The 20,256-nt window shown below is 67.4% G+C and carries 22 protein-coding genes; 15 read left to right on the top strand and 7 right to left on the bottom strand.

Annotated features, from left to right (window positions below; translation table 11 throughout):
• Nucleotide 1: 1 nt before the first annotated feature.
• Complete coding sequence (locus RE421_RS13750) at nt 2-1,018, bottom strand: ABC transporter ATP-binding protein (protein WP_309811077.1); 1,017 nt, start codon at nt 1,016-1,018, stop codon at nt 2-4.
• A gap of 98 nt (nt 1,019-1,116) precedes the next feature.
• On the opposite strand from RE421_RS13750, the gene RE421_RS13745 reads away from it, so the two are divergent.
• Both RE421_RS13745 and RE421_RS13740 read left to right on the top strand, forming a co-directional pair.
• The gene (locus RE421_RS13745; protein WP_309811074.1) at nt 1,117-1,647 is read left to right on the top strand and encodes an O-acetyl-ADP-ribose deacetylase; all 531 of its coding nucleotides are present in this window, start codon (nt 1,117-1,119) and stop codon (nt 1,645-1,647) included.
• 20 nt (nt 1,648-1,667) lie between these two features.
• Nucleotides 1,668-3,140 carry an amidase family protein gene (locus tag RE421_RS13740; protein ID WP_309811072.1) on the top strand — a complete coding sequence of 491 codons (1,473 nt, stop codon included), beginning with the start codon at nt 1,668-1,670 and terminating at the stop codon, nt 3,138-3,140.
• A 15-nt stretch (nt 3,141-3,155) separates the two neighbouring features.
• Here RE421_RS13740 and RE421_RS13735 read toward each other — a convergent pair whose 3' ends face one another.
• On the bottom strand, nt 3,156-3,680 hold the full coding sequence (locus RE421_RS13735; RefSeq protein WP_309811069.1) for a hypothetical protein: 525 nt from the start codon (nt 3,678-3,680) through the stop codon (nt 3,156-3,158).
• Between the two features lie 38 nt (nt 3,681-3,718).
• On the opposite strand from RE421_RS13735, the gene ychF reads away from it, so the two are divergent.
• The 8 genes from ychF (at nt 3,719) to RE421_RS13695 (ending at nt 13,866) form a co-directional block, all read left to right on the top strand.
• The gene (gene ychF, locus RE421_RS13730; RefSeq protein WP_309811066.1) at nt 3,719-4,804 is read left to right on the top strand and encodes a redox-regulated ATPase YchF; all 1,086 of its coding nucleotides are present in this window, start codon (nt 3,719-3,721) and stop codon (nt 4,802-4,804) included.
• A gap of 607 nt (nt 4,805-5,411) precedes the next feature.
• The gene (locus RE421_RS13725) at nt 5,412-6,578 is read left to right on the top strand and encodes a hypothetical protein (protein WP_309811063.1); all 1,167 of its coding nucleotides are present in this window, start codon (nt 5,412-5,414) and stop codon (nt 6,576-6,578) included.
• 458 nt (nt 6,579-7,036) lie between these two features.
• Nucleotides 7,037-8,074 carry a hypothetical protein gene (locus RE421_RS13720; RefSeq protein ID WP_309811060.1) on the top strand — a complete coding sequence of 346 codons (1,038 nt, stop codon included), beginning with the start codon at nt 7,037-7,039 and terminating at the stop codon, nt 8,072-8,074.
• Between the two features lie 587 nt (nt 8,075-8,661).
• Nucleotides 8,662-8,943, top strand: coding sequence for a hypothetical protein (locus RE421_RS13715; protein WP_309811057.1), 282 nt, complete (start codon nt 8,662-8,664; stop codon nt 8,941-8,943).
• A 301-nt stretch (nt 8,944-9,244) separates the two neighbouring features.
• Complete coding sequence (gene istA / locus RE421_RS13710) at nt 9,245-10,819, top strand: IS21 family transposase (RefSeq protein WP_309811054.1); 1,575 nt, start codon at nt 9,245-9,247, stop codon at nt 10,817-10,819.
• Entirely contained in the window at nt 10,816-11,565 is a 750-nt protein-coding gene (locus RE421_RS13705; protein WP_309811051.1) for an ATP-binding protein, read from the top strand. The genes istA and RE421_RS13705 overlap by 4 nt, the downstream gene beginning before the upstream one ends.
• Before the next feature lie 1,633 nt (nt 11,566-13,198).
• On the top strand, nt 13,199-13,528 hold the full coding sequence (locus tag RE421_RS13700) for a nucleotidyltransferase domain-containing protein (protein WP_309811048.1): 330 nt from the start codon (nt 13,199-13,201) through the stop codon (nt 13,526-13,528).
• A complete protein-coding gene (locus RE421_RS13695; RefSeq protein WP_309811045.1) occupies nt 13,525-13,866 on the top strand; it encodes a HepT-like ribonuclease domain-containing protein in 342 nt (113 codons plus the stop codon). The genes RE421_RS13700 and RE421_RS13695 overlap by 4 nt, the downstream gene beginning before the upstream one ends.
• Here the strand turns inward: RE421_RS13695 and RE421_RS13690 are convergent.
• Nucleotides 13,847-14,275 carry an MmcQ/YjbR family DNA-binding protein gene (locus RE421_RS13690; protein ID WP_309811043.1) on the bottom strand — a complete coding sequence of 143 codons (429 nt, stop codon included), beginning with the start codon at nt 14,273-14,275 and terminating at the stop codon, nt 13,847-13,849. The two genes, RE421_RS13695 and RE421_RS13690, sit on opposite strands and share 20 nt — an antisense overlap.
• Before the next feature lie 80 nt (nt 14,276-14,355).
• On the opposite strand from RE421_RS13690, the gene RE421_RS13685 reads away from it, so the two are divergent.
• Nucleotides 14,356-14,568 carry a DUF2945 domain-containing protein gene (locus RE421_RS13685; protein WP_309811041.1) on the top strand — a complete coding sequence of 71 codons (213 nt, stop codon included), beginning with the start codon at nt 14,356-14,358 and terminating at the stop codon, nt 14,566-14,568.
• Entirely contained in the window at nt 14,565-14,969 is a 405-nt protein-coding gene (locus RE421_RS13680; RefSeq protein WP_309811038.1) for a nuclear transport factor 2 family protein, read from the top strand. Before RE421_RS13685 ends, RE421_RS13680 begins: the two co-directional genes overlap by 4 nt.
• A 68-nt stretch (nt 14,970-15,037) precedes the next feature.
• Here the strand turns inward: RE421_RS13680 and arfB are convergent, their stop codons facing one another.
• Nucleotides 15,038-15,478 (bottom strand): alternative ribosome rescue aminoacyl-tRNA hydrolase ArfB, encoded by a 441-nt coding sequence (gene arfB / locus RE421_RS13675; protein ID WP_309811034.1) that lies wholly within the window; start codon nt 15,476-15,478, stop codon nt 15,038-15,040.
• A gap of 4 nt (nt 15,479-15,482) precedes the next feature.
• Entirely contained in the window at nt 15,483-16,058 is a 576-nt protein-coding gene (locus tag RE421_RS13670) for a 1-acyl-sn-glycerol-3-phosphate acyltransferase (protein ID WP_309811031.1), read from the bottom strand.
• Between the two features lie 102 nt (nt 16,059-16,160).
• On the opposite strand from RE421_RS13670, the gene RE421_RS13665 reads away from it, so the two are divergent.
• Nucleotides 16,161-17,084: an NADP-dependent oxidoreductase gene (locus RE421_RS13665; RefSeq protein WP_396134511.1), complete on the top strand. Its 924-nt coding sequence runs from the start codon at nt 16,161-16,163 to the stop codon at nt 17,082-17,084.
• 34 nt (nt 17,085-17,118) lie between these two features.
• On the opposite strand, the gene RE421_RS13660 is transcribed toward RE421_RS13665, so the two are convergent.
• Entirely contained in the window at nt 17,119-17,415 is a 297-nt protein-coding gene (locus tag RE421_RS13660) for a M23 family metallopeptidase (protein WP_309811027.1), read from the bottom strand.
• Between the two features lie 256 nt (nt 17,416-17,671).
• Here RE421_RS13660 and RE421_RS13655 point away from each other — a divergent pair, with 256 nt between their 5' ends.
• Nucleotides 17,672-19,339 carry an ABC-F family ATP-binding cassette domain-containing protein gene (locus RE421_RS13655; protein WP_309811024.1) on the top strand — a complete coding sequence of 556 codons (1,668 nt, stop codon included), beginning with the start codon at nt 17,672-17,674 and terminating at the stop codon, nt 19,337-19,339.
• On the top strand, nt 19,263-19,880 hold the full coding sequence (locus RE421_RS16825) for a DUF2695 domain-containing protein (protein WP_396134510.1): 618 nt from the start codon (nt 19,263-19,265) through the stop codon (nt 19,878-19,880). The genes RE421_RS13655 and RE421_RS16825 overlap by 77 nt, the downstream gene beginning before the upstream one ends.
• On the opposite strand, the gene RE421_RS13650 is transcribed toward RE421_RS16825, so the two are convergent.
• Nucleotides 19,817-20,227: a rhodanese-like domain-containing protein gene (locus RE421_RS13650; RefSeq protein ID WP_309811023.1), complete on the bottom strand. Its 411-nt coding sequence runs from the start codon at nt 20,225-20,227 to the stop codon at nt 19,817-19,819. The two genes, RE421_RS16825 and RE421_RS13650, sit on opposite strands and share 64 nt — an antisense overlap.
• Nucleotides 20,228-20,256 lie beyond the last annotated feature (29 nt).

The following is a 20,256-nucleotide window of genomic DNA, read 5'->3' as shown; positions in this document are numbered from 1 at the left end:
GTCAGTGTCCCTTCGGGGCGGTGGGAGCGGAGGCGCCGGCCGGGTCGGCGTCGGCGGTGAGGTCCAGGAAGACGTCGTCCAGGGAGGCCGGGGAGATCGTCAGGTCGTGCGCCCACTCCGCGGCGAGCAGCCGGCGAGCCAGGGCGTCCGTGTCCGCCGCGGTGAACCGCACCCGGCCGCCCTGGTGCTGGACGGCGTCGGTGATCCCCAGCTGGGCGGCGGCCTCCTCGGGCGTGCCGGGACCGTCCCAGAGGCAGGTGAGGGTGCGCTGGCCGGTGTCCGTCACCTGGTCCACGGGGCCGTCCAGCACGACCTGCCCGGCGCGCATCAGCACGATCCGGTCGGCGAAGTCGGCGGCCTCCTGGAGGAAGTGGGTGGCGAAGACGACCGTGCGACCGCGCTCCGCCTCGGTCTGCATGGTCTCCCAGAACTCCTTGCGGGCGCGCACGTCCATGCCGGCCGTCGGCTCGTCCAGCAGCAACAGGTCCGGCTCCGTCAGCAGGGCCAGCGCGAAGCGCAAGCGCTGCTGCTCACCACCGGAGCACTTGCTGACCCGGCGGGTGGAGAACCCAGCGGCGCCGGCGCGCTCGAGCGCGGACTGCACGGGGATGTGCCGGGGGTGGCAGGCGGCGACCATGGACACGGTCTCCCGGACCGTGAGGTCGTACAGCAGGCCGCCGGTCTGCAGCACGGCGCCCACGCGGCCGTCCCGCACGGACTGCCCCGGCGCGGAGCCGAAGACGGTCAGGGTGCCGGTGGTGGGGCTCGTGAAGCCCAGCACCAGGTCCAGGAAGGTGGTCTTGCCGGCGCCGTTGGGACCGAGCAGGGCCACGATCTCGCCGCGGCGGATCTCGAGGTCCACGCCCCGGACGGCGTGCACGGCGGAGGCGCCGCCGCCGAACTGCTTGCGGACCCCGGTGGCGTGCAGGGCGGATGGCGCCGGATCGGCGGAGTCGGTGGATCCGCTGGTGCCCCGGGCGGCCGGGGACGCGGTGGTTGCGGGTGCTGAGGGGTTCATGATCCCAGTCTGTTCGGCCGCGCCGCCGCGCGGATCTGCCGGGCGTCACCTCCTGCCCATGACATCCGTCATGCCGGCGGGGGACGTACCGTGGCGCCATGGAACTGCGCATCGAACCCGGGGACATCACCGAGCAGACCGCCGAGGCGGTCGTCAACGCCGCCAACTCCACCCTGCTCGGCGGCGGTGGAGTGGACGGGGCGATCCACCGCCGTGGCGGCCCCGAGATCCTCGCCGAGTGCCGCCGTCTGCGGGAAGCGGAGCTGCGGGACGGGCTGCCGGCGGGGCAGGCCGTCGCCACCACCGCCGGCCGGCTGCCGGCACGCTGGGTCATCCACACCGTGGGGCCGGTGTACGCGAAGACCATCGACAGGTCGGAGACGCTGGCGTCCTGCTACCGGGAGTCGCTGCGCGTGGCGGCGCGGCTCGGGGCCGGCAGTGTGGCGTTCCCGGCGATCTCCGCCGGCATCTACGGCTGGCCGCTGGACGATGCGGCGCGCATCGCGGTGCAGACCTGCCGTTCCATGGCCTCAGAGGTCGGTCCCGACGCCGGCCCGGTCGCCACGGTCGTCTTCGTCCCGTTCTCGGACGCGGCCGAACGGGCCTTCCGCGAGGCCCTTCACGGCTAGCGGCCGTCTAGGATTCCGGCATGGACCCGTTGAGCCTGTCTGCCCGTGACCTCTCCGCCGCCCTGCGCCACCGCCGCATCTCCGCCCGGGAGGTCCTCGAGGCCCACTACGCCCGCATCGACGCGGTCAACCCCGTGGTCAACGCCGTGGTCACCCAGGTGCGCGAGCAGGCCCACGCCCAGGCGCTCGCCGCCGACGAGCGTGCCGCCGCCACCGCACCGGAGGACCTGCCGCCGTTGCACGGGATCCCCATGACGCACAAGGACACCCACGCCACGGCCGGCATCCGCACCACCTCCGGCTCGCCGGTGTTCGCGGACCTGGTGCCCCGGGAGTCCGACGCCGTGATCGAGCGGTTCCAGCACGCCGGGGTCATCTCCACCGGCAAGAACAACGTCCCGGAGTTCGCCGCCGGCTCCCACACCTACAACGAGGTCTTCGGCACCACGCTCAATCCCTACGACCCCACGCGCAGCGCCGGCGGCTCCTCCGGCGGTGCCGCCGTCACCCTCGCCACCCGCATCCAGCCGCTGGCCGACGGCTCGGACATGGGCGGCTCGCTGCGCAACCCGGCAGCCTTCAACAACGTCGTCGGCTTCCGTGCCACCCCCGGCGTCGTCCCCAACGCGCCCGCCCGGGACCCGCGCGCCTGGCTCGGCCAGAAGGGAGCCATGGCCCGCTCGGTTGAGGATGTGATCCTCGCGCTGTCCGTCATCGCCGGCCCGGATCCCCGCTCACCGGTGTGGTGCCCGACGCCGGCCGGGGCCTTCGCCGCCCTGCTCACCGAGGAGGTCGGCCGCGGGTCCACTCCGGGCCGGCCGCTGGCCGGGGTGCGCGTGGCGGTGACGACCGACTTCGGACTGGACGTGCCCGTGGAAGGCGAGGTGGCCGGCGTCGTGCTCCGGGAGGCCGAGGTGCTGGCCGGGCTGGGGGCGAGCGTGGTCCCGGCCTGCCCCCGGCTGCGCGAGGCCGACCGGGTGTTCGACGCGACGCGGGCCTTCGACATGGCGCTGAGCCTGCGGGAGGTGGTGGCCGGATTCCCGGAGCAGGTGAAGGAGGAGGTCCACTGGAACGTGGAGCGCGGCCTGGCCCTGACCGCGGAGGACCTGATGGATGTGGCCGTGGCGCGGGGCCGGCTCGACCGGGAGATCGGACGCGTCTTCGGTGCCGGGGGCGAGTGCGACGGCACGGGCCGGACCTTCGACGTGCTGCTGGCGCCGACCGCGCAGCTTGCGCCGTTCCCCGCGGAGTGGACGTGGCCGCGAGAGGTAGCCGGCACGCCGATGGGGACGTACATCGAGTGGATGCGCTCGGCCACCCTCATCTCCGCCACGGGCTGCCCGGCGATCTCCGTGCCGGGCGGTTTCACCGCGGCGGGGCTCCCCGTGGGGCTGCAGCTGGTCGGGGCGCCCGGCCGGGACGTGGACCTGCTGCGGGTGGCCCGCGCCTACGACGAGGCCACCCGCTACGCGGACCGCGCCCCGGCACTCTGAGCGCAGGAGCGCGGATCAGGCGCGCAGGACGTTCTCCCCGTTGGCGTAGAGCTGCGGGGCGCCGACGGCCTCCGCCTCGGCGCCCTCGCCGGCAGGCGCGTACAGCTGGATGACGGTGGCGGAGGACTCCTCGGCGTTGTCGAAGGCCTCCAGCACGAAGGCGTCGTGCGGCTGACCCTCCACCTCGAGGCGCGCGTCGAACACGGACACGGCCATCTCCGGGCGCGGCTCCAGCTGCGCGATCTGGGCGCGCATCTGGTCCTCGTCCGCGCCGGGCAGCTTCCACATGCCCTTCTGCTCCTCGTCGATGTACCCCAGGAGGAAGGGCACCACGGAGTCGCCCGCCTCGGTGGCGAACTCCAGGGCCTGCTCGATGGCCAGGAAGACCAGCGGCGAGATGCGCTCGGACGGCGGCTGGGGCTGTCCCTCGGGCAGTTCGGTGCCGGCGGCCACAAGGTTCGGGTCGGTCTCCTGTTCGGCGCCGGGGGCGGCGGCCGGGTCGGTGGATGGGCTGGTGGGCTGTTCTGGTCGGTCAGTCACGTTCTCGACGCTATCGGGCACCGGTAGCATGGACAACCGTGGCTCTTACTATCGGAATCGTCGGCCTGCCCAATGTGGGCAAGTCCACCCTCTTCAACGCTCTCACCCGCCAGACTGTGCTCGCAGCGAACTACCCGTTCGCCACGATCGAGCCGAACGTCGGGGTGGTGAACCTGCCGGACTCGCGGCTGGACACCCTGGCCGGGATCTTCGGGTCCCAGAAGATCCTCCCGGCCACGGTGTCCTTCGTGGACATCGCCGGGATCGTCAAGGGGGCCTCCGAGGGCGAGGGCCTGGGCAACCAGTTCCTCGCGAACATCCGCGAATCGCATGCGATCGCCCAGGTGGTGCGCGCCTTCGACGACCCGGACGTGGTGCACGTGGACGGGGCGGTCAACCCGGCCTCGGACATGGAGACCATCAACACCGAGCTGATCCTCGCGGACCTGCAGACCCTCGAGAAGGCGATCCCGCGCGTCGAGAAGGAGGTCAAGGGCAAGAAGCGTGAGGCCGCCGAGCTCGCGGCCCTGCAGGCCGCCCAGGCCGTGCTCGAACGCGGCGACACCATCTTCTCCGCGATCGAGTCCGAGGGGCTGGACATGGAGCGGCTGCGCGAGGTCAGCCTGCTGACCGCCAAGCCCTTCATCTACGTCTTCAACGCCGACGACGGCGTGCTGGGCGACGCCACGAAGCAGCAGGAGCTGCGCGACCTCGTGGCCCCCGCCGACGCGGTGTTCCTGGACGCCAAGCTCGAGTCGGACCTCGTGGAGCTCGACGAGGAGGAGGCCCGGGAGATGCTGGAGATGAACGGCCAGGACGAGTCCGGCCTGGACCAGCTGGCCCGCACCGGCTTCCACACCCTGGGCCTGCAGACCTACCTGACCGCCGGGCCCAAGGAGGCCCGCGCCTGGACGATCAACAAGGGCGACACCGCCCCCAAGGCCGCCGGCGTGATCCACACCGACTTCGAGCGCGGTTTCATCAAGGCCGAGATCGTCTCCTTCGACGACCTCGTGGCCGCCGGGTCCATGGCCGAGGCCAAGGCCGCCGGCAAGGTGCGCATGGAGGGCAAGGAGTACGTGATGCACGACGGCGACGTGGTCGAGTTCCGGTTTAATGTGTAGATCCGCGTAATCCCGTGGAAGTAACGCGACAAGAATCCTTTTCTGAGGCCCTAATTCGACCCATCCTTGTCTGATCCTTGTCAGCCGTGTCGGCTTCGCGTCACCAACGACCTGATGCTCGCTGGGCTGATGGACAACGAGGGCCTGGCCTGATTCCTTGGCCTCCGTCCCCAGGCAAGGGGCCGCTGGCGGTTGAAGGTATGCAGGCCCAGCCGTCCAGCCGCAAGGAGGCTCGGGAGGCGCGGGAAGTATCCTCGTCAGCCCCGGCGAAGGCTATCCAGCCGAAGCCGCAAGCGGCACCGCCGCTGCCTCCGGCACCGCCGCTGCCTCCGGCACCGAAGCGGCCGAGCGCCTGACCGGCTGACATCGCCCCCGGAACCCACCACACGGAACCGGGGGCGATGTCGATCTGTCCACACGATTGGACAGTCTCAAGCCTGACCGAGAAGCGTGAGTCAGAATAGGACTACCCCACTGGGAAAAGGGGTTGGCGGTCCGTGGTGATCCCACCGGCGTACAGGGAAGGCTTCCGGCGAGGACCTGCCCAGGCTGGCCGAAGCGCCCCGCTGGTCATCCGGAAGGGGCGCTTCCCTGAGATCATGGGTTCATGCCGAGCGACTTGACCATGCTGCGTGTACTGATCGCCTCCCCCGGGGACTGCCATGAGGAACGGGAGGGGCTAGCCACGTTCTTGACCACGTGGAGCATGTCCATGGCCGACAGTAATGGTTACTACCTGCTTCCGTGGATGTTCGAGACCGGGTCCACCGCCTCCTACGGGCGGGATGGCCAAGCGGAGATTAACGAGCAAATAGTCAGAACCTCAGATATATGCGCAGCCTTCCTCTACCGGCGTCTCGGGCAACCCACCCCTCGGGACCGCAGCGGCACCGTCGAGGAGATCAAGTTGTGCGCGGAGGCGGGGTTGAAGCCTGCCGTCCACTTCCGCAACTTCGGTGAGCCCCAGAACGAGGCGGAGCAGGATGTCATCGACTACCGGACCGAGCTGGAGCAGTCGAACCTGTTCTACCCGGTCCGGTATTCCAAGCCCACGGACGGCATCGCCAAGGCCTCCGCAGCCGTGTTCAAGAGAGCCCAGGAGATCATGGACCAGCGGGCTGCGGGAACGACGGAGCTGCCGCCTATTGTGGGGGCCGAGCCGGTGCCTCAGAAGGAAGCCGAGTCCAAGACCGTAAGACGGGAGAGCATTACCCTCAGCCCGGGTCGGCTCGCTTCCATCCCACAGGTCAACTTCGAGCTGGACGAATCCTCCCGGCGGTCATTTGAGGATTCCTCGAACCGCATTCTCAATGCCGTGCGGAACGATGGGCGCCTGAGCGAGATCAACGCCACCATCGAGAAGATGCTGACGACACCCCATTACCAGGACCAGTTCCGCAAGGTGCAGCGTGCCCTGTACGGCGATCAGGGCTTGGCCATGAAGGACTGGTCATTCACCCTCGCTGAGGACGAGAGCGCCTGGCATCTGCTGAACACGGGGGAGACGGCTCGCATCGTCGAGCAGTATGTGCTGAGCACCGAGGTTCCCGGGGTCAGCCAGCGCCATGTGGAGTATTCCAGCGACCAGGAGCTCCGGGTGGAGGCGGGAGAACTGGTGGAGTTCGATACCCGAGGCGAGGAGGTCGGCATTCACGAGGCCGAGCTGGACATCACCTACCGGGTGCCAGGAGTGACTCCGTTGCGCGCGGTGCTGACCATCGATGACGATGACCCGGATGGCGACGGCGACCCCCGCGAGCTGGTCGCAGTCTGATCCGAGCTCCCACATGGGCTTGAAGAGGGAGCGCACCGTAATCTCGCCCGGAGTTCGAGCGAGCTTGGGGCCATGGACGACCGGCAACGACTCGGAGCCTTGGCAACCACCGAGGCGGAGTTGACCGCTTCCGCAGCAGAAGTGGGAGAGGCGAGTGCAGTATTCAGCCGCGCTGAGGCTGAACTGGCCCATGCGGAGGCCGAGGGCGCTCAGATATCGCTCACCAGAGCCATCGATAGGCGGACGGCAGCCGAGATCCGCAGCCGCCTGGCCCACAGGCGCTAAGGACGGGCTCGTGCAGCCTTCCGGAACGCGCTGAGGGATGTGGGGGCGACCCAGGGCTAGAGTGGGCATCCCCGGTCTCCACACCAAGCGCCAAGCCGGACCGTGAGGCATGCCCATCCTGACCTACGGGCCTCGGTTCCGGAGATGGCTCCGTCCTCTGAGATCATGGACGAATGCTGAACAGCCGCGTCCTTCGTGTCCTCATCGCCGCCCCTGGAGATTGCCAGGAGGAGCGCGACGGGATGGTGAAGGAGCTCCATGCGTGGAACGTGAGCTATGCCGAGAGTACGGGGATCTACCTCTGGCCGTGGCGGTGGGAGGAGAATTCCTACGCGACGTATGGGTTGTCGGGCCAGGAGACGCTCAACGAGCAGCTGGTGTCCAAGGCGGATATGTGTGTGGCGTTCTTCCGTAAGAAGTTGGGTACGCCAACCGATGATTACGACAGCGGCACGGTTGAGGAGATCGAGCGCTCTGCCGCGCGGGGGCTGAAGCCAGCTGTTCACTTCCTGGATGACGGCAGCCGACCTCCCTACGAAGAGGAAGGTCGGCTGGTCAAGTTCAAGAAGTCGCTGGAGACTCGCAAGTTCTATTACATGCCCTACAAAACCCACGTGGACGGAGTGCGTCTGGCCATGGTTGCTGTCAGGGCCCGGGTCGACTACTTCCTTAAGAAGGAGCTCGCTGCCGCAGAGGCGGAGTCGGCCCCCGCGCCGACCTCCGAGTTGGCCGCGACGTCCACCCCAGAGACGGCGTCGACAAGCCGTCGCCCCGCGCCGGGGTCTCCTTATGCCGACTCCATCCTCCACGTGGCGCAGCGGGGTGGCAGGCGCATCGTCGACATGGTCTCTGGGATGCAGGGCCTGGTGCGACACGACTGGAAGGCCGAGGTCAGCGACTTCGGGAACGGCTGGGAGATCAAGAACACCAGTGGACTGCCAGTCGAGTTGAGGCGCTACCGGGTCTTGGAAGAACCATCTGGGTCCAGTAATGGGGAGGTGTGGGCCAAGGGCGTACCCGCCAAGACCATCCGGCCTAATGAGCCGTTCTTGATCGCCGACCCCTATGACCGCCCGGAGCGTGAGTTGTCGCAGGCCAACATCCGCGTGGAGTATGTCGCGGAGGATGTTTTCCTGGAAGGCGTGGTCCCGATGGAGACCTACATGGAAGTCGCAGACGACGACGGAGTCGAGGCAGGGGAGACCGCCTGACCTCAACTCCGTACTTGCACACGGCTCCGGCCTTCGACAAGAAAGCGATGGGGCCGTTGTCGTGCTCTGGGCCGACAGCAGGGACACGGAACGACTGCCGCTGAGGGCGACACGAAGCCGAGGGACACGGAACGGACACGCAGCGCCCGCCGAGGTTCCGCCGCCCCTCTTCGAGATCCTCTCCCCAAAGAATCGGCCTGCAATCAAGGGCTGCGGGCCTTAGTCGAGAGCGTCAATGACTCGCCCCAGATCCATTACCTATAGTCAAGATTCCATTGCTCGCATAAGTGAGATTCGCTGAAGAAATCAATTTATCCACAGGTCGGGACATAGGCGAGCATAACGGGGGGTATGCCCGACTTTTCCTCGCGGGATCAACTCGGCTTCAATCTGCGCCGTGAGCTTGCCTCTAAGCCAGAGGAGTGAATCACAGTGTCAGGCAGGCGATGGACACGGAACTGCGGCAACCCGCAGTCGGCGGCCCATAGCCCCACTTGCCTGAAGAACGCAGGCAAGCGGATACGGAATGTGCGCCAGCGGCCGGATACCCTCCTCATAAGTGGTTATTGAGGAGAGGAGAGCGCGGCATGGGGAATTCATCGTGGGGCAATGGCCATCACAAGGGCCTGGCGGAGGGCTTGAGTAAGGGCCTGAAGGAGGGGCGCATCCAGGGAGCGGTCGGAAGCTTCGCCGTAGGTGCGCTGCTCGTCGGAGGGGCTTGGAGCGTCGACCAGTACAAGAAGCGTCAGGCTACCAAAGAGCAAGAGCGCCGGGCACGGGAACAGCTGGCGAACGCGGGTAAGACGCTGTCCGGCAACGAGGACGACGCTAACGATGGCGGCAGGGGCGGCAACTCCCGCCAGGCTTGACGCTATCTGACGGACTTCAAGGTCCCGGTTCTCTGGATTAGAGCCGAGGCCTGTTCTTGGCCATCTAGGTCTGCTCGGAGTAGGTACTCGCCAATCCTCGAGTGCCGCTGGTCGGCTATGAACGCAGCGCGAGCACCTGGCTGAATATTCGGCGTTCTGAGCGCCATCTGTATTGGGCTTGAGAGCCAGTGACTGCTTGAGGGGTTGGGCGCCTTGGGAGCCATCGTTATTTTGGTTCAGAGCCACCTGCTTAGGCTCCTTCCGCTGGGTGTAAAGGGCACCCGGCGGAAGGAGCAGTTCAATGGTAAGGAAGATCAAGGCCAAGCTCGTGCTGCAGTTACGGGCTGAGGGCCTGTCCGGGCGGGCGATTGCCGCGTCTCAGCAGATCTCGCGGAACAGTGTCGCCGAGGTGCTGGAGGCCGCCGACGCGGCCGGGGCGCGGTGGGACGACATCGCGGCACTCCCCGACGCGGAGGTGTATTCGCTGTTGTTCCCCGGCCGTGGGGAACACGAGAGCGTCTTCGCTGAGCCTGATTGGTCCCGGGTGCATCGGGAGATGGTCCGGGTAGGGGTGACGATGAAGCTACTCCACGGCGAATACGTGGACGAATGCGGCCAGTCCGGAAGCCCGGCGATGGGCTATGACCGGTTCTGCAAGTTCTACCAGCGGCATGTGATGGTCACCGGGCTGGCCTCCAGGATCGGACACAAGGCCGGCCAGACGGTCGAGGTCGACTGGTCCGGTCCCACGATGCAACTGCTCGACACAGCGACCGGGGAGTTGACCCGGGTCTACCTGTTCGTGGGGTGCCTGCCGTTCAGCCGGTTCTCCTTCGTGGAGCCGACGCTGGATATGAAGCAGGACACCTGGCTGCGGGCCCACGTGGGTATGTTCGAGTACTTCGGCGGCAGCGTGCCGAGGATCGTGCCGGACAACCTCAAGACCGGGGTGATCAAGCATCCCAAGGAGGGCGAGATCGTCCTGAACGAGGCCTACCGGGAGATGGCCGCTCACTACTCGGCGGCCGTGCTGCCGGGCAGAATCCGGGCGCCGAAGGACAAGGCCAGCGTGGAGAACACCGTGGCGCACGTGGCGACCTGGATCATCGCTGCCCTGCGCAAGCGGCAGTTCACCTCCCTGGCCGAGCTCAAGGCAGCCATCGCAGTCCAGCTGAAGGCTTACAACGCGGAACCGTTCCAGAAGCGCGCCGGCTCCCGCGCCTCGGTGTTTGAGTCGGAGGAGAAGGCGTTGCTGCGCCCGCTGCCGGCCGTGGCCTATGAGATTAGCCGGTGGGTCTACGGGCGCCGGGTAGCCCGCAACGGGCACGTGGCCTTCGCCCGGAACTACTACTCGGTTCCCTGCACACACGTCGGGGCCAAGGTCGACCTGCGGGTCACGGACACCATGCTGGAGGTCCGCCACGGCCACCAGCGACTGGCCAGCCACCTCTTGCTGCCGGAGAACGTGGTGAACGAGTACCGCACCCACGACGCCGACCTGCCGGCCGGACCGAAGTACCGGCAGTGGGACCAACACCGAGTCAGAGAATGGGCCGGGCGCATCGGACCATCGACGGTGACCGTGGTGGACAGGGTCTTCGAATCCGTTCCGGTCGCCGAGCAGGGCCTGAACCCGGCACTGGCCGTGTTGAGGCTGACCCGCCGGTTCTCCGCCGAACGGGTGGAGGCCGCCTGCAGTATCGCGTTGGCCGGCCCGATCCGCTCCCCACGGTATGCCCACCTGCGCCCGATCCTGGACACCGGCCAAGACAGACCAGGAGCAATCACCGGCAGCGCGCCCGCCGGGCCGCCGGCTGAGGAGATCGGTGGCTACGTGCGTGGCGCCTCCTACTACGCGGCAGGAGGCACCCGGTGACCCGGATCGATACCGAGACCAAACGCAAGCTACGCGAGATGGGGGCCACCGCCCTGTTGGAGTCCCTCGAGGCCCGGGACGAGACCCTCATGCTGGGCCTGGGCTTCGAGGACCAGGTCAGGCTCGTCGTGGACGAGGCCCACACCTCCTTCACCCACGCCAAGGTCGAGGGCCTGATCCGGCGGGCCGGACTGCGCTACCCCAACGCCGACCTACGCCGGCTGGACCTGCTCACCGAGCGCGGCCTGGACCAAGGGGTGATCGCCCAGCTCGGAACCTGCTCGTTCATTGACCGTCAGCAGAACGTCGTCTTCCAGGGCTTCACCGGCTCCGGGAAGTCCTATCTGGGGTGCGCGCTGGCCAAGCAGGCCTGCCAGCACCGGATCCGGGCGCACTACATCCGGATGCCGGACCTGGCCGAGGCCTGGGCCCTGGCCCGGGACAAGCCCCACGGGCAGCGGACGTTCTTGAAGAAATACGCCGCGTTCACCCTGCTGGTCATCGATGAATGGCTCCTGGACCACCCGGACGAGGGGATGCGCAGCATGCTGCTGGAGCTGCTCGAGCGCCGGTATGGGAACACCTCGACGGTGTTCTGCACCCAGTACGCCCAGAAGGACTGGCACCAGCGACTTGGCTCCGGAGTCCACGCCGACGCCATCATGGACCGGATCGTGCACAACACCCTCTGGATCGAGACCGGCAGCTTCAACATGCGCGAACACACCGCGATGAACGGTCTCTAGAAACCGCCGTTGAGAGCCGGTGGCTCTGACCCCATCGGCCACCGGCTCTCAACGGCAATACAGGTGGCTCTGAAAGGCAATACTGGGTGGCTCCCAGACCCTCAAATACTCACATGTGCTTTCCGGCGCGCTTGGCCGCTTGCAGTGCCGCTGACGTGCGCTCATCAGTGACCTCGCGTTCCCTGTCGGCCACACTCATCATCATGACGTTGGCCACGAGCTTGCCCGGGGGTGTCCACACCAAGATCAATCGCCACCACGGTCCACTGGGGCTGGCGGGCGAGTACGTGTTGGGTGACCATCGCGTGCAGGCGGCCGGCAGACGTCGTGACAAAAAAAGTTTGCTAACCGCGGCGACGTGGTCGAGTTCAGATTCAATATCTGACCCCAGCTCATGGAAGTGGGTCTAGGATCTGTCAGATATAGGTGTTGCTAAGAGGATGGGTCACCCGGTGGTAGTACCAAGGAGCACTCCCCGACGGCGTTAGCGAACCGGGCGGAAGGGGATCTATGTCGTACAAGGAATTTTGGTGGGCCTCAGCGCTATCTCGGATGGATACCCGTGATGCACTTGCAGATGTCCACTCAAGGCTTGTTCCAACAGGTCAGCAATCCATCGGCCCGCTTGTGGCGGACGTACCTCCCGAAGAGGTCACGACGTTCAATCTTGTCCGTCGACTTGTAAATAGGCGTACGGCCGCAGGCGGTAGGGCCATTGCGCTCCATAGTCGACCGCTTGAAGGGGGAAACAGAAGAGCTGGGCGCAAACCGAGTGGCTGCGATCTTGAACTGGCAGTCGAGGTGGGACCAGGGCTTTGGGTCGATCTGGCGCTGCAAGCAAAGAAGTACTTGCCGCATTCTGGGAGTTATCGCGGATGGTCCCCCATTCAGAACTCCAACTTGATTCAATGGGCGACTTCAAATGGTAATCGCACGCCGGGAATGTTGCTGTACAACACCGAAAGTCAGCCTTTCGCGAGTCCAGGTTCAACTACCAGTGTTCTCGGCGCATGCTGTACGCAACCTAAGAGATGTCATGGTTGGAGGTGGCCCGGTGCGAAAGGTCAGGAGTGGAGTCTTCCAGATTGTCGAACCCCGATGGCTGTGAGCTTGGTACTGGATCAAACTTCCATGCGGGGACTGACCAACCCTACCCCGGGACAACTCGCGGACGTAGCGCTTCCTTTGGAGTGCATCTTTTGCCCAAGTGCGCCCCTCGTAACAACAAGCGCTCCATCTTGGGCGCTAACGCTTCTTGAATCGCAAGTTCACAAGTCTTCGACCGAGGTTTTAGAACGTGGCGATGATGGCGCTCCTGAACACTCCGGAGACTCGTCGGCGTCGGCGTACTCCGTCGTACTCAGTCTTGGCGATCAAGAAACGACAGACACATAGGAATCTGCAAACCATACTGACCACGCCCGCAAGGTTCGTGGCGAAGGCCGTCCGAGGTCTCCGGATCGTGCTATCGGATAATCGCCACAGCGTCTTGCTTCGCGGAAAGACGAAGCGCCTGACGTGACCGTTCATTAGCGTGGGTCACAGGTTATTCGGCTACGTAACGTGGTGGAATTTAGGTTCAACGTGTAGTGCGCTCATGTCGAAGACGTGCCCAGGCCGGTACCCTGAGAGCATGTCTGACATCGCCATGACGTCCGAGACGCTCGCTCTTCGCGAACTCCTCGACGCGCGTCGGGACGACTTTCAAGTGCTGCTCGACCGGTACGGCGCGACCAGTCCGAAGCTGTTCGGCTCCGTCGCCCGAGGCACCGCGCGCCCGGGGTCGGACATCGACATCCTCGTCGAGATGGACCCAGCGGAAGGGAACCTGCTCATGCGGGCCTCCGGGCTGATGGAGGAGACTCGGGCGCTGTTCGGACGCGACGACATCGATGTGTTCCCCGTCCAGCTGCTCAAGCGGCCGATAACCGCTTCGGCGCTCGACGACGCGATCGCCCTGTGAGCCGCGACCGCGCTCGGCGCATCGATGACGTTCTTGAGGCCATCGAACGGTGCCAGAGATACATCGCTACTCTGGATGGTGATTCTTCCGTCGTGGAGATGGCAGAGGACGCGATCGAGCGCAACCTGCAGATCATCGGTGAAGCGGTGAACCATCTCCCCGAGGATATCCCCGGTGCACACCCAGAGGTTCCTTGGCCGCAGGTCCGGGGCTTCCGCAACATTCTCGTCCACCAATATTTCGGAGTCGACGTGGAGGTCGTCCGCGACGTAGTGGAAACCCACCTCCCGCCGCTCGCCGAAGCGCTGAGAAGCCACGTCACAGACGGCTTGTCCTGACCCGCGTCGGCCAGTATGGACCTTCCGCTTCAGATGGCCGTACGTAGTGGAATGTGGTGGATGTTCCGATTCGACGTCCCGCAGTGATCGTTGGTCTCGGACGGAACAGCGGTTTGTTGGTCACCTCCGCTCGGGCTGCTCGTCCCGCGGCGCCGACGCTCACCCAATGCTCTTTGTCCAGATAGCGGTCACGGACGATCGTCGAATACTCCCGGCGCAGTGCGCAGCCGCAGTCGGGCTCCGTTTTGACCGTGATGATCAGCTCATCAGAGTTGTCGGTGACGATCAGGAATACCTTGTCGGCTACCTTGTACACGTCAAGAGTCTCGGTGAAGGGCCGCCCGTTCGACACGCGGGGCAGGGAACCGGCGACGCTGCGGGCGGTCTGCTGCAACTGCTTTCCCTCCACGGGGCACCTCCATCTTGATCGTCGCCGAGCCGTCTCCTCCTCTACCATGGCACCATCGAGGCCCTGAGAGGAAGGCGACCATGAGCAAGGATCTTGCCGTCGGCGACCATGTCCGATGGAACTCCGAGGCCGGGGAGGTCTCCGGCGTGATCGTGAAGAAGCACACGAGCGACACCGAGTACAAGGGGCATATGCGCCGTTGCACCCCGGAGGAGCCGCAGTTCGAGATCAAGAGTGACAAGACCGACCACGTCGCCATGCACAAGGCCTCGGCGCTGCACCGGATCCGTTGACCGAGCCCACCGACCAGCCGACCGAGCAGCCCACGGCGCAGTACTTCCTCGGGCTGGAGACCCGGGTCTGGCAGGCCCAGGTCCGCGGGGACGCCGCCGCTGAGCGCGAGCTGCTGCCGGCTGACTTCCTGGGCGTCGACCAGGACGGCTTCGCCGGCCTCGCCGGGCATCTGGCCCAGCTCGACGACGGCCCCGTCACCACCTCCTTCGAGCTCAGCGGGGCGCGCCTCACCCACATCGCCGCCGATGCCGTGCTGCTCAGCTACCGCGCGGACTCGCGCCGGCCGGGCCGCACCGAGACGGAGACGGTGTACATCAGCTCACTGTGGGTGCGCCGGGACGGCCGCTGGTGGAACTCCTTCAGCCAGGACACGCCCGCCGCACCGTCCACGGCCGGCTGACCGCCGGCTGCCCGCCGGATGGGGAGGGCCCGACGCCGGCCCGGCCGGGTGCGCTGTCCTGTTCCCTCTCAATCGCGTCCCGGGCGCCGGCGGTACCGCTTCGTCTCGGAGCGCTGGCGCTTCGCCTCCAGCCGGCGGCGGGTCGAGCCGCGGGTCGGCCGGGTCGCTCGGCGCGGGACCGGTGGCACGAGGGCCTCGCGCAACAGCTCGGCGAGCCGCTCCCGCGCGGCCGCCCGGTTCCGCCGCTGGGATCGGTGCTCGGCCGCGCTGAGGGTGAGCACCGTGCCCGCCAGCCGCGCGGCGAGCCGCTCCAGGGCCCGCGCCCGCTGGGTCTCGTCCAGGGCCGACGTCATGCCCAGGTCGAGACTGAGCTGGACCCGCGAGTCAGTGGTGTTGACGCCCTGGCCGCCGGGCCCCGAGGCGTGGGAGAACTGCTCGACCAGCTCGCCGGCGGGCACCGTGAGCCCGCGGGGCAGGCCCGGTCCCGGGGGCACGCGCAGGTCGTCCACGGGGTCAGCCGATCAGGCGTTCGTCACGCAGTCGCGGTTCCACGCGCCGCTCGGGACGGAATCCGGCCTTGTCCGCATAGAAGGAGCGGATGCGGTCCATGTCCGCCGCCACGTCACCCGTGAGCTCGAACGTCGGCCCGAGTCCGGAGGTCATCGTGGTGCGGTCCACGTAGCCGAGGGTCACCGGCATCCCCGTCTCGAGGGCGATGCGGTAGAAGCCGGACTTCCAGTGCGGATGGGCTCCGCGGGTGCCGTCCGGGGTGACCACCAGACCGAAGACCTCGCCCGACCGCGCGGAGTCCACCACCTCGCCGACCACCCGGCTCGGATCCTCACGATCGACGGCGATACCGCCGAGGGCCCGCATCACCGGGCCGCGCCAGCCGTGGAACAGGGACCTCTTGCCCAGCCAATGCACCTCGATGTCCAGCTCCCAGGCGATGGCGAGCATCAGCACGAAGTCCCAGTTGGAGGTGTGCGGGGCGCCGATGAGCACGGTGGGGCGGGTCGGCGCAGGCTGCGTCACCAGCTCCCACGGCCCGATCGACCAGAAGGCGCGGGCTAGTCGTCGTCGGAGCATGCTCCCTACGGTAGGGCACCGACAGGTTCGGCGCGTGAACGGCCGGAACGGGATGCCAGGATTGGCGGAATACCGGAGCGGCCTTGGACTGTTGCACCGGGTATGCGAGCTATGACCTATGCGAAGTACGGCGACGAGAATGTCCTGGAGCTGACCGAACTGCCGGTACCCCGGGTCGGTCCCAGCCAGATCCTGGTCCGGGTGACGCGTTCCTCCGTGAATCCGGTGGACTGGAAGGTCATGTCCGGTGGTCTGGACGAGATGATGGAGACCCGATTTCCCGCAATCCCTGGGTGGGACGTGGCGGGGATCGTGGAGAAGGTCGGCCCGGATACCCCGGAGTTCGCGGCGGGCGACCGGGTGGCAGCGTACGCCCGGAAGATGGTCGTCTCGGGCGGAACCTGCGCGGAGTATGTGACGATTCCCGTTGATTTCGCCGCCAGGATCCCGGACGGTGTCTCCGACGATGAGGCCGGCGCGCTGCCCCTGACGGGACTGACGGCCCGGCGTGCCATCAACGCCCTGGACCTCACGGATCAGGACACCGTCCTGCTGCATGCGGCCTCCGGTGGCGTCGGCTACCTGGCCTCCCAGCTGGCCGTCCGGACGGGCGCCACGGTGCTCGGCACGTGTTCTCCGGCGAGTTTCGAGAAGCTCCACCGCATCGGGGTCACCCCGCTCGAGTACGGGGAGGGTCTGGTGGATCGAGTGCGGGAGGCCGCTCCCGATGGCGTGGACGCGGTGGCCGATTTTGCCGGTGAGGCGCTGGAGACCACCCTGGCCGTACTGAACGAGGGCGGTCGGCACGTCTCGATCGCCGACCCGGCCGTTCTGGAACACGGCGGGCGCTGGCTGTGGGTGCGGCCCGACGGCGGGGGACTGTCCGAGCTGCTGAGCCTCGTGGAGGCGGGCGATCTGACCCTGGACATCGATCGGACCCTGCCCCTGGAGGAGCTTCCGGAGGCCTACCGGGCCAGCCGCGAGGGGCGGGCCCACGGCAAGATCGTCATCCACGTCCAGGACTGATCGTCGGATCGTCTCACTCGGGCCGCGGCGAGCGTCAGCCAGCGTTGACGATCTCGCCGTTGCGGGGCAGAGCGCCCCGGAAGGTGATCGGCACCGCGTTTGCGTGCAGCAGGTCCCGACTGTCCACGGCGTGCAGGTGCAGATGCGGCTCGGTGCTGTTCCCCGAGTTCCCACACCGGCCCACCACTTCGCCCGGGCTGATCCGCTGGCCCACCCGGACCGCGGCGCTACCGCGTTGAAGGTGACAGAGCGCGACGACGGCCGTGCCGGCTTCCGCTGAGTCCGCCGCGGGCCGTTCGCTCACCTCGATCAGCACGTGGTTGCCGATCACGGCCAGCCATCCGCTCTCCAGGCGGCGCCTCCGGCCGGAAGAACGAGGCGAGCGTGTATGGGGCCGACCGGCCGCCGTCGCCCACCGGGACGAAGTCGATCGCGTAGGCCAGCCCGAACCGGGCGGTGCCGTGACTGGGCACCCGGTTGGCCGGGCTGTTCTGCACCAGCCACCGGCCGGCGAAGGGGTAGTGGAGCTGCAGGGGAGACATCAATAGGAACACTAGTCGACTCCGAACCGGTGGGATGATGGTTCGATGACCGCAACCCTCGTGGCCCACGGCCTGGCCGGCGGCTACGGCCATCGCACCCTCTTCGACTCGGTCGACCTGACGGTGGCCCCTGGCGACGTTCTCGGGGTCGTCGGTGCGAACGGGGCGGGGAAGTCCACGTTGCTCCGGCTGCTGGCCGGCCTTGACACCCCGCAGTCGGGCACCGTCACCCTGTCACCGGTGAGTGCCTTCGTCGGGTGGCTGCCGCAGGAGCATGAGCGGGTGGAGGGTGAGTCCGTGGCCGGCTACATCGCCCGCCGCACGGGGTGCGCCGCCGCGAGCCGGGACATGGAGGCCGCCGCCGAGGCCCTGGGAGGGACGGCGGGGTCCGGAGCGGGAGACCTCGACCCCACTGACGTCTACTCGACGGCGCTGGAGCGCTGGCTGGCCAGCGGCGCCGCCGATCTGGACGAGCGGATCCCGGCTGTGCTCGCTGACCTCGGCCTCGACCTCAGCCGCCCCGACATCGAACAGACCCTGATGACCTCGCTGTCCGGAGGGCAGGCCGCCCGGGTGGGACTGGCCGCGCTCCTGCTCTCACGATTCGACATCGTGCTGCTGGATGAGCCCACCAACGACCTCGATCTGGACGGTCTCGAGCGGCTCGAGGCCTTCGTCCGTGGGCTGCGCGGAGGCGTGGTGCTGGTCAGCCATGACCGCGAATTCCTTGCGCGGTGCGTGACCGGCGTGTTCGAGCTCGATCTGGCGCAGGGCTCGAACCGTCTCTACGGCGGAGGCTACGACTCCTACCTCCAGGAGCGTGCGACCCTCCGCCGCCAACAGCGGGAGAGGTATGAGGAGTTCGCCGAGACGAAGGCCGACCTCGTCTCGCGGGCCAGGACCCAGCGGGAATGGTCGAGCCAGGGCGTGCGGAACGCCCTGAGGAAGGCCCCGGACAACGACAGGATCCGGCGCAGGGCGTCGACCGAGTCCAGTGAGAAGCAGGCCCAGAAGGTGCGCCAGATGGAGAGCCGGATCGCGCGACTCGACGAGGTCGAGGAGCCACGCAAGGAATGGCAGCTCCAGTTGACCATCGGTGCCGCACGCCGGTCTGGTTCGGTCGTGGCGACACTCCACGAGGCCGTGGTGAGACAGGGCCTGTTCACGCTCGGACCGGTGTCACTGCAGGTGAACGCCGGGGAGCGGATCGGTATCACCGGGCCGAACGGCGCCGGGAAGTCGACGCTGCTCCGGGTCCTGCTGGGACAGCAGCGCCCGGAGGAGGGGAGCGCGACCCTCGGCACGGGCGTGGCGATCGGGGAGATCGACCAGGCACGGTCCCTCCTTGTAGGCGAGCAGACCCTGGCCGCCGCCTTCGAGGTGCTCGTCCCGGACGCGGCCCAGGCCGAGGTGCGCACCCTGTTGGCCAAGTTCGGGCTCAGGGCAGATCACGTGAACCGGGCCGCCCGCCAGCTCTCACCGGGAGAGCGTACCCGGGCAGGACTGGCCCTGCTGCAGGCCCGCGGCGTCAACCTGCTGGTGCTGGATGAGCCGACGAACCACCTTGACCTGCCGGCCATCGAACAGCTGGAGCAGGCGCTCGAGTCCTACGACGGAACGCTGTTGTTGGTCACCCATGACCGGAGGATGCTGGCCACGGTCCGGACTGATCGGCGATGGAAGGTCGAGGCAGGTCAGGTCACCGAACTCTGATGGCGCGCAATCCCATGACCTGCAGAAACCACCTGCGGGACGTGGCCGCCTGCGGTTCGGGTTTCGCCTGGGCGTCGACGTGGCCCTGTGGAAAACCGGAAAACATGTCTGGAGGGCGAGGCATGGTGGATCCATGGACAGCACACCCATTGCGGACGAAGCCCAAGAGGTCATCCGGAACGCCTCAAGCGACATCCTGAGGCCTCTGAAGGGGGAATGCGTACTCTGTTTCACCGACCGCCAACTTGGCCAGTTCGGTTGCCACAACACGTTGCGTTTCGCCCTCACCTATCGGGACCTGGTCGCCCCGCGTGCCACGGCCCTGGACCGCAGGCTCGGGGCCAAGGGCGGCTACTGTGATTGCGAGATCTTCCTCAACGCCTATCAGCCGGTTCGACGCAGCCCTGTGCCCATTGGGGGCCGGCGATCTACTGGTAGGAGCCGCCGGGGCACGGCGCCTTCGGCACTGACCCGCTCTCAGGGTCGTTCGTCGGCCGGCTCATCGGAGACCGGCAGTCCGGCGGCGTCCCACGCCTTGTAGCCGCCGATGACGTCGGTGGCACGGTGCAGGCCCATCTGGCGCAGGTTCCACGCCGCCAGGGAGGAGGAGTATCCGTGCCGGCAGAACAGGATGTACCGCACGTCCCAGTCCGTGGCCTCGGGGATGCGGTGGTCGAAGTCCGGGTCGAGCCGCCACGGCAACACCGTCAGGTCAATGGCCAACGCTCCGGGGATGCCGCCGGCGCCGCTACCGGTGCCGGTCCCGGCGTCGGCACGGTGCACGGCGGTGCGGACATCGATCAACACCGCACCGGCGGCCTGCTCCGCCAGGGCCTGCTCCGGGCGTAGCCGGTCCAGCTCCGCGCGCACCCGGTGCAACAGTGGCATCGATCCGCGCTCGCCGAGCCGTGCCCCAG

The organism is Citricoccus sp. I39-566 (assembly GCF_031432995.1).
Classification (GTDB): Bacteria; Actinomycetota; Actinomycetes; order Actinomycetales; family Micrococcaceae; genus Citricoccus; species Citricoccus nitrophenolicus_A.
Note: the sequence above shows the minus strand (reverse complement) of the source record. Positions and strands in the feature narration are given on the sequence as shown.

Excerpts from the sequence above, each read along its gene's own strand:
- RE421_RS13750 (WP_309811077.1), bottom strand. The coding sequence starts at position 1,018 with ATGAACCCCTCAGCACCCGCAACCACCGCGTCCCCGGCCGCCCGGGGC.
- RE421_RS13745 (WP_309811074.1), top strand. The coding sequence starts at position 1,117 with ATGGAACTGCGCATCGAACCCGGGGACATCACCGAGCAGACCGCCGAG.
- RE421_RS13740 (WP_309811072.1), top strand. The coding sequence starts at position 1,668 with ATGGACCCGTTGAGCCTGTCTGCCCGTGACCTCTCCGCCGCCCTGCGC.
- RE421_RS13725 (WP_309811063.1), top strand. The coding sequence starts at position 5,412 with ATGCCGAGCGACTTGACCATGCTGCGTGTACTGATCGCCTCCCCCGGG.
- RE421_RS13720 (WP_309811060.1), top strand. The coding sequence starts at position 7,037 with ATGCTGAACAGCCGCGTCCTTCGTGTCCTCATCGCCGCCCCTGGAGAT.
- RE421_RS13715 (WP_309811057.1), top strand. The coding sequence starts at position 8,662 with ATGGGGAATTCATCGTGGGGCAATGGCCATCACAAGGGCCTGGCGGAG.
- istA (WP_309811054.1), top strand. The coding sequence starts at position 9,245 with ATGGTAAGGAAGATCAAGGCCAAGCTCGTGCTGCAGTTACGGGCTGAG.
- RE421_RS13700 (WP_309811048.1), top strand. The coding sequence starts at position 13,199 with ATGTCTGACATCGCCATGACGTCCGAGACGCTCGCTCTTCGCGAACTC.
- RE421_RS13685 (WP_309811041.1), top strand. The coding sequence starts at position 14,356 with ATGAGCAAGGATCTTGCCGTCGGCGACCATGTCCGATGGAACTCCGAG.
- RE421_RS13670 (WP_309811031.1), bottom strand. The coding sequence starts at position 16,058 with ATGCTCCGACGACGACTAGCCCGCGCCTTCTGGTCGATCGGGCCGTGG.
- RE421_RS13665 (WP_396134511.1), top strand. The coding sequence starts at position 16,161 with ATGCGAGCTATGACCTATGCGAAGTACGGCGACGAGAATGTCCTGGAG.
- RE421_RS13655 (WP_309811024.1), top strand. The coding sequence starts at position 17,672 with ATGACCGCAACCCTCGTGGCCCACGGCCTGGCCGGCGGCTACGGCCAT.
- RE421_RS16825 (WP_396134510.1), top strand. The coding sequence starts at position 19,263 with ATGACCGGAGGATGCTGGCCACGGTCCGGACTGATCGGCGATGGAAGG.
- RE421_RS13650 (WP_309811023.1), bottom strand. The coding sequence starts at position 20,227 with ATGCCACTGTTGCACCGGGTGCGCGCGGAGCTGGACCGGCTACGCCCG.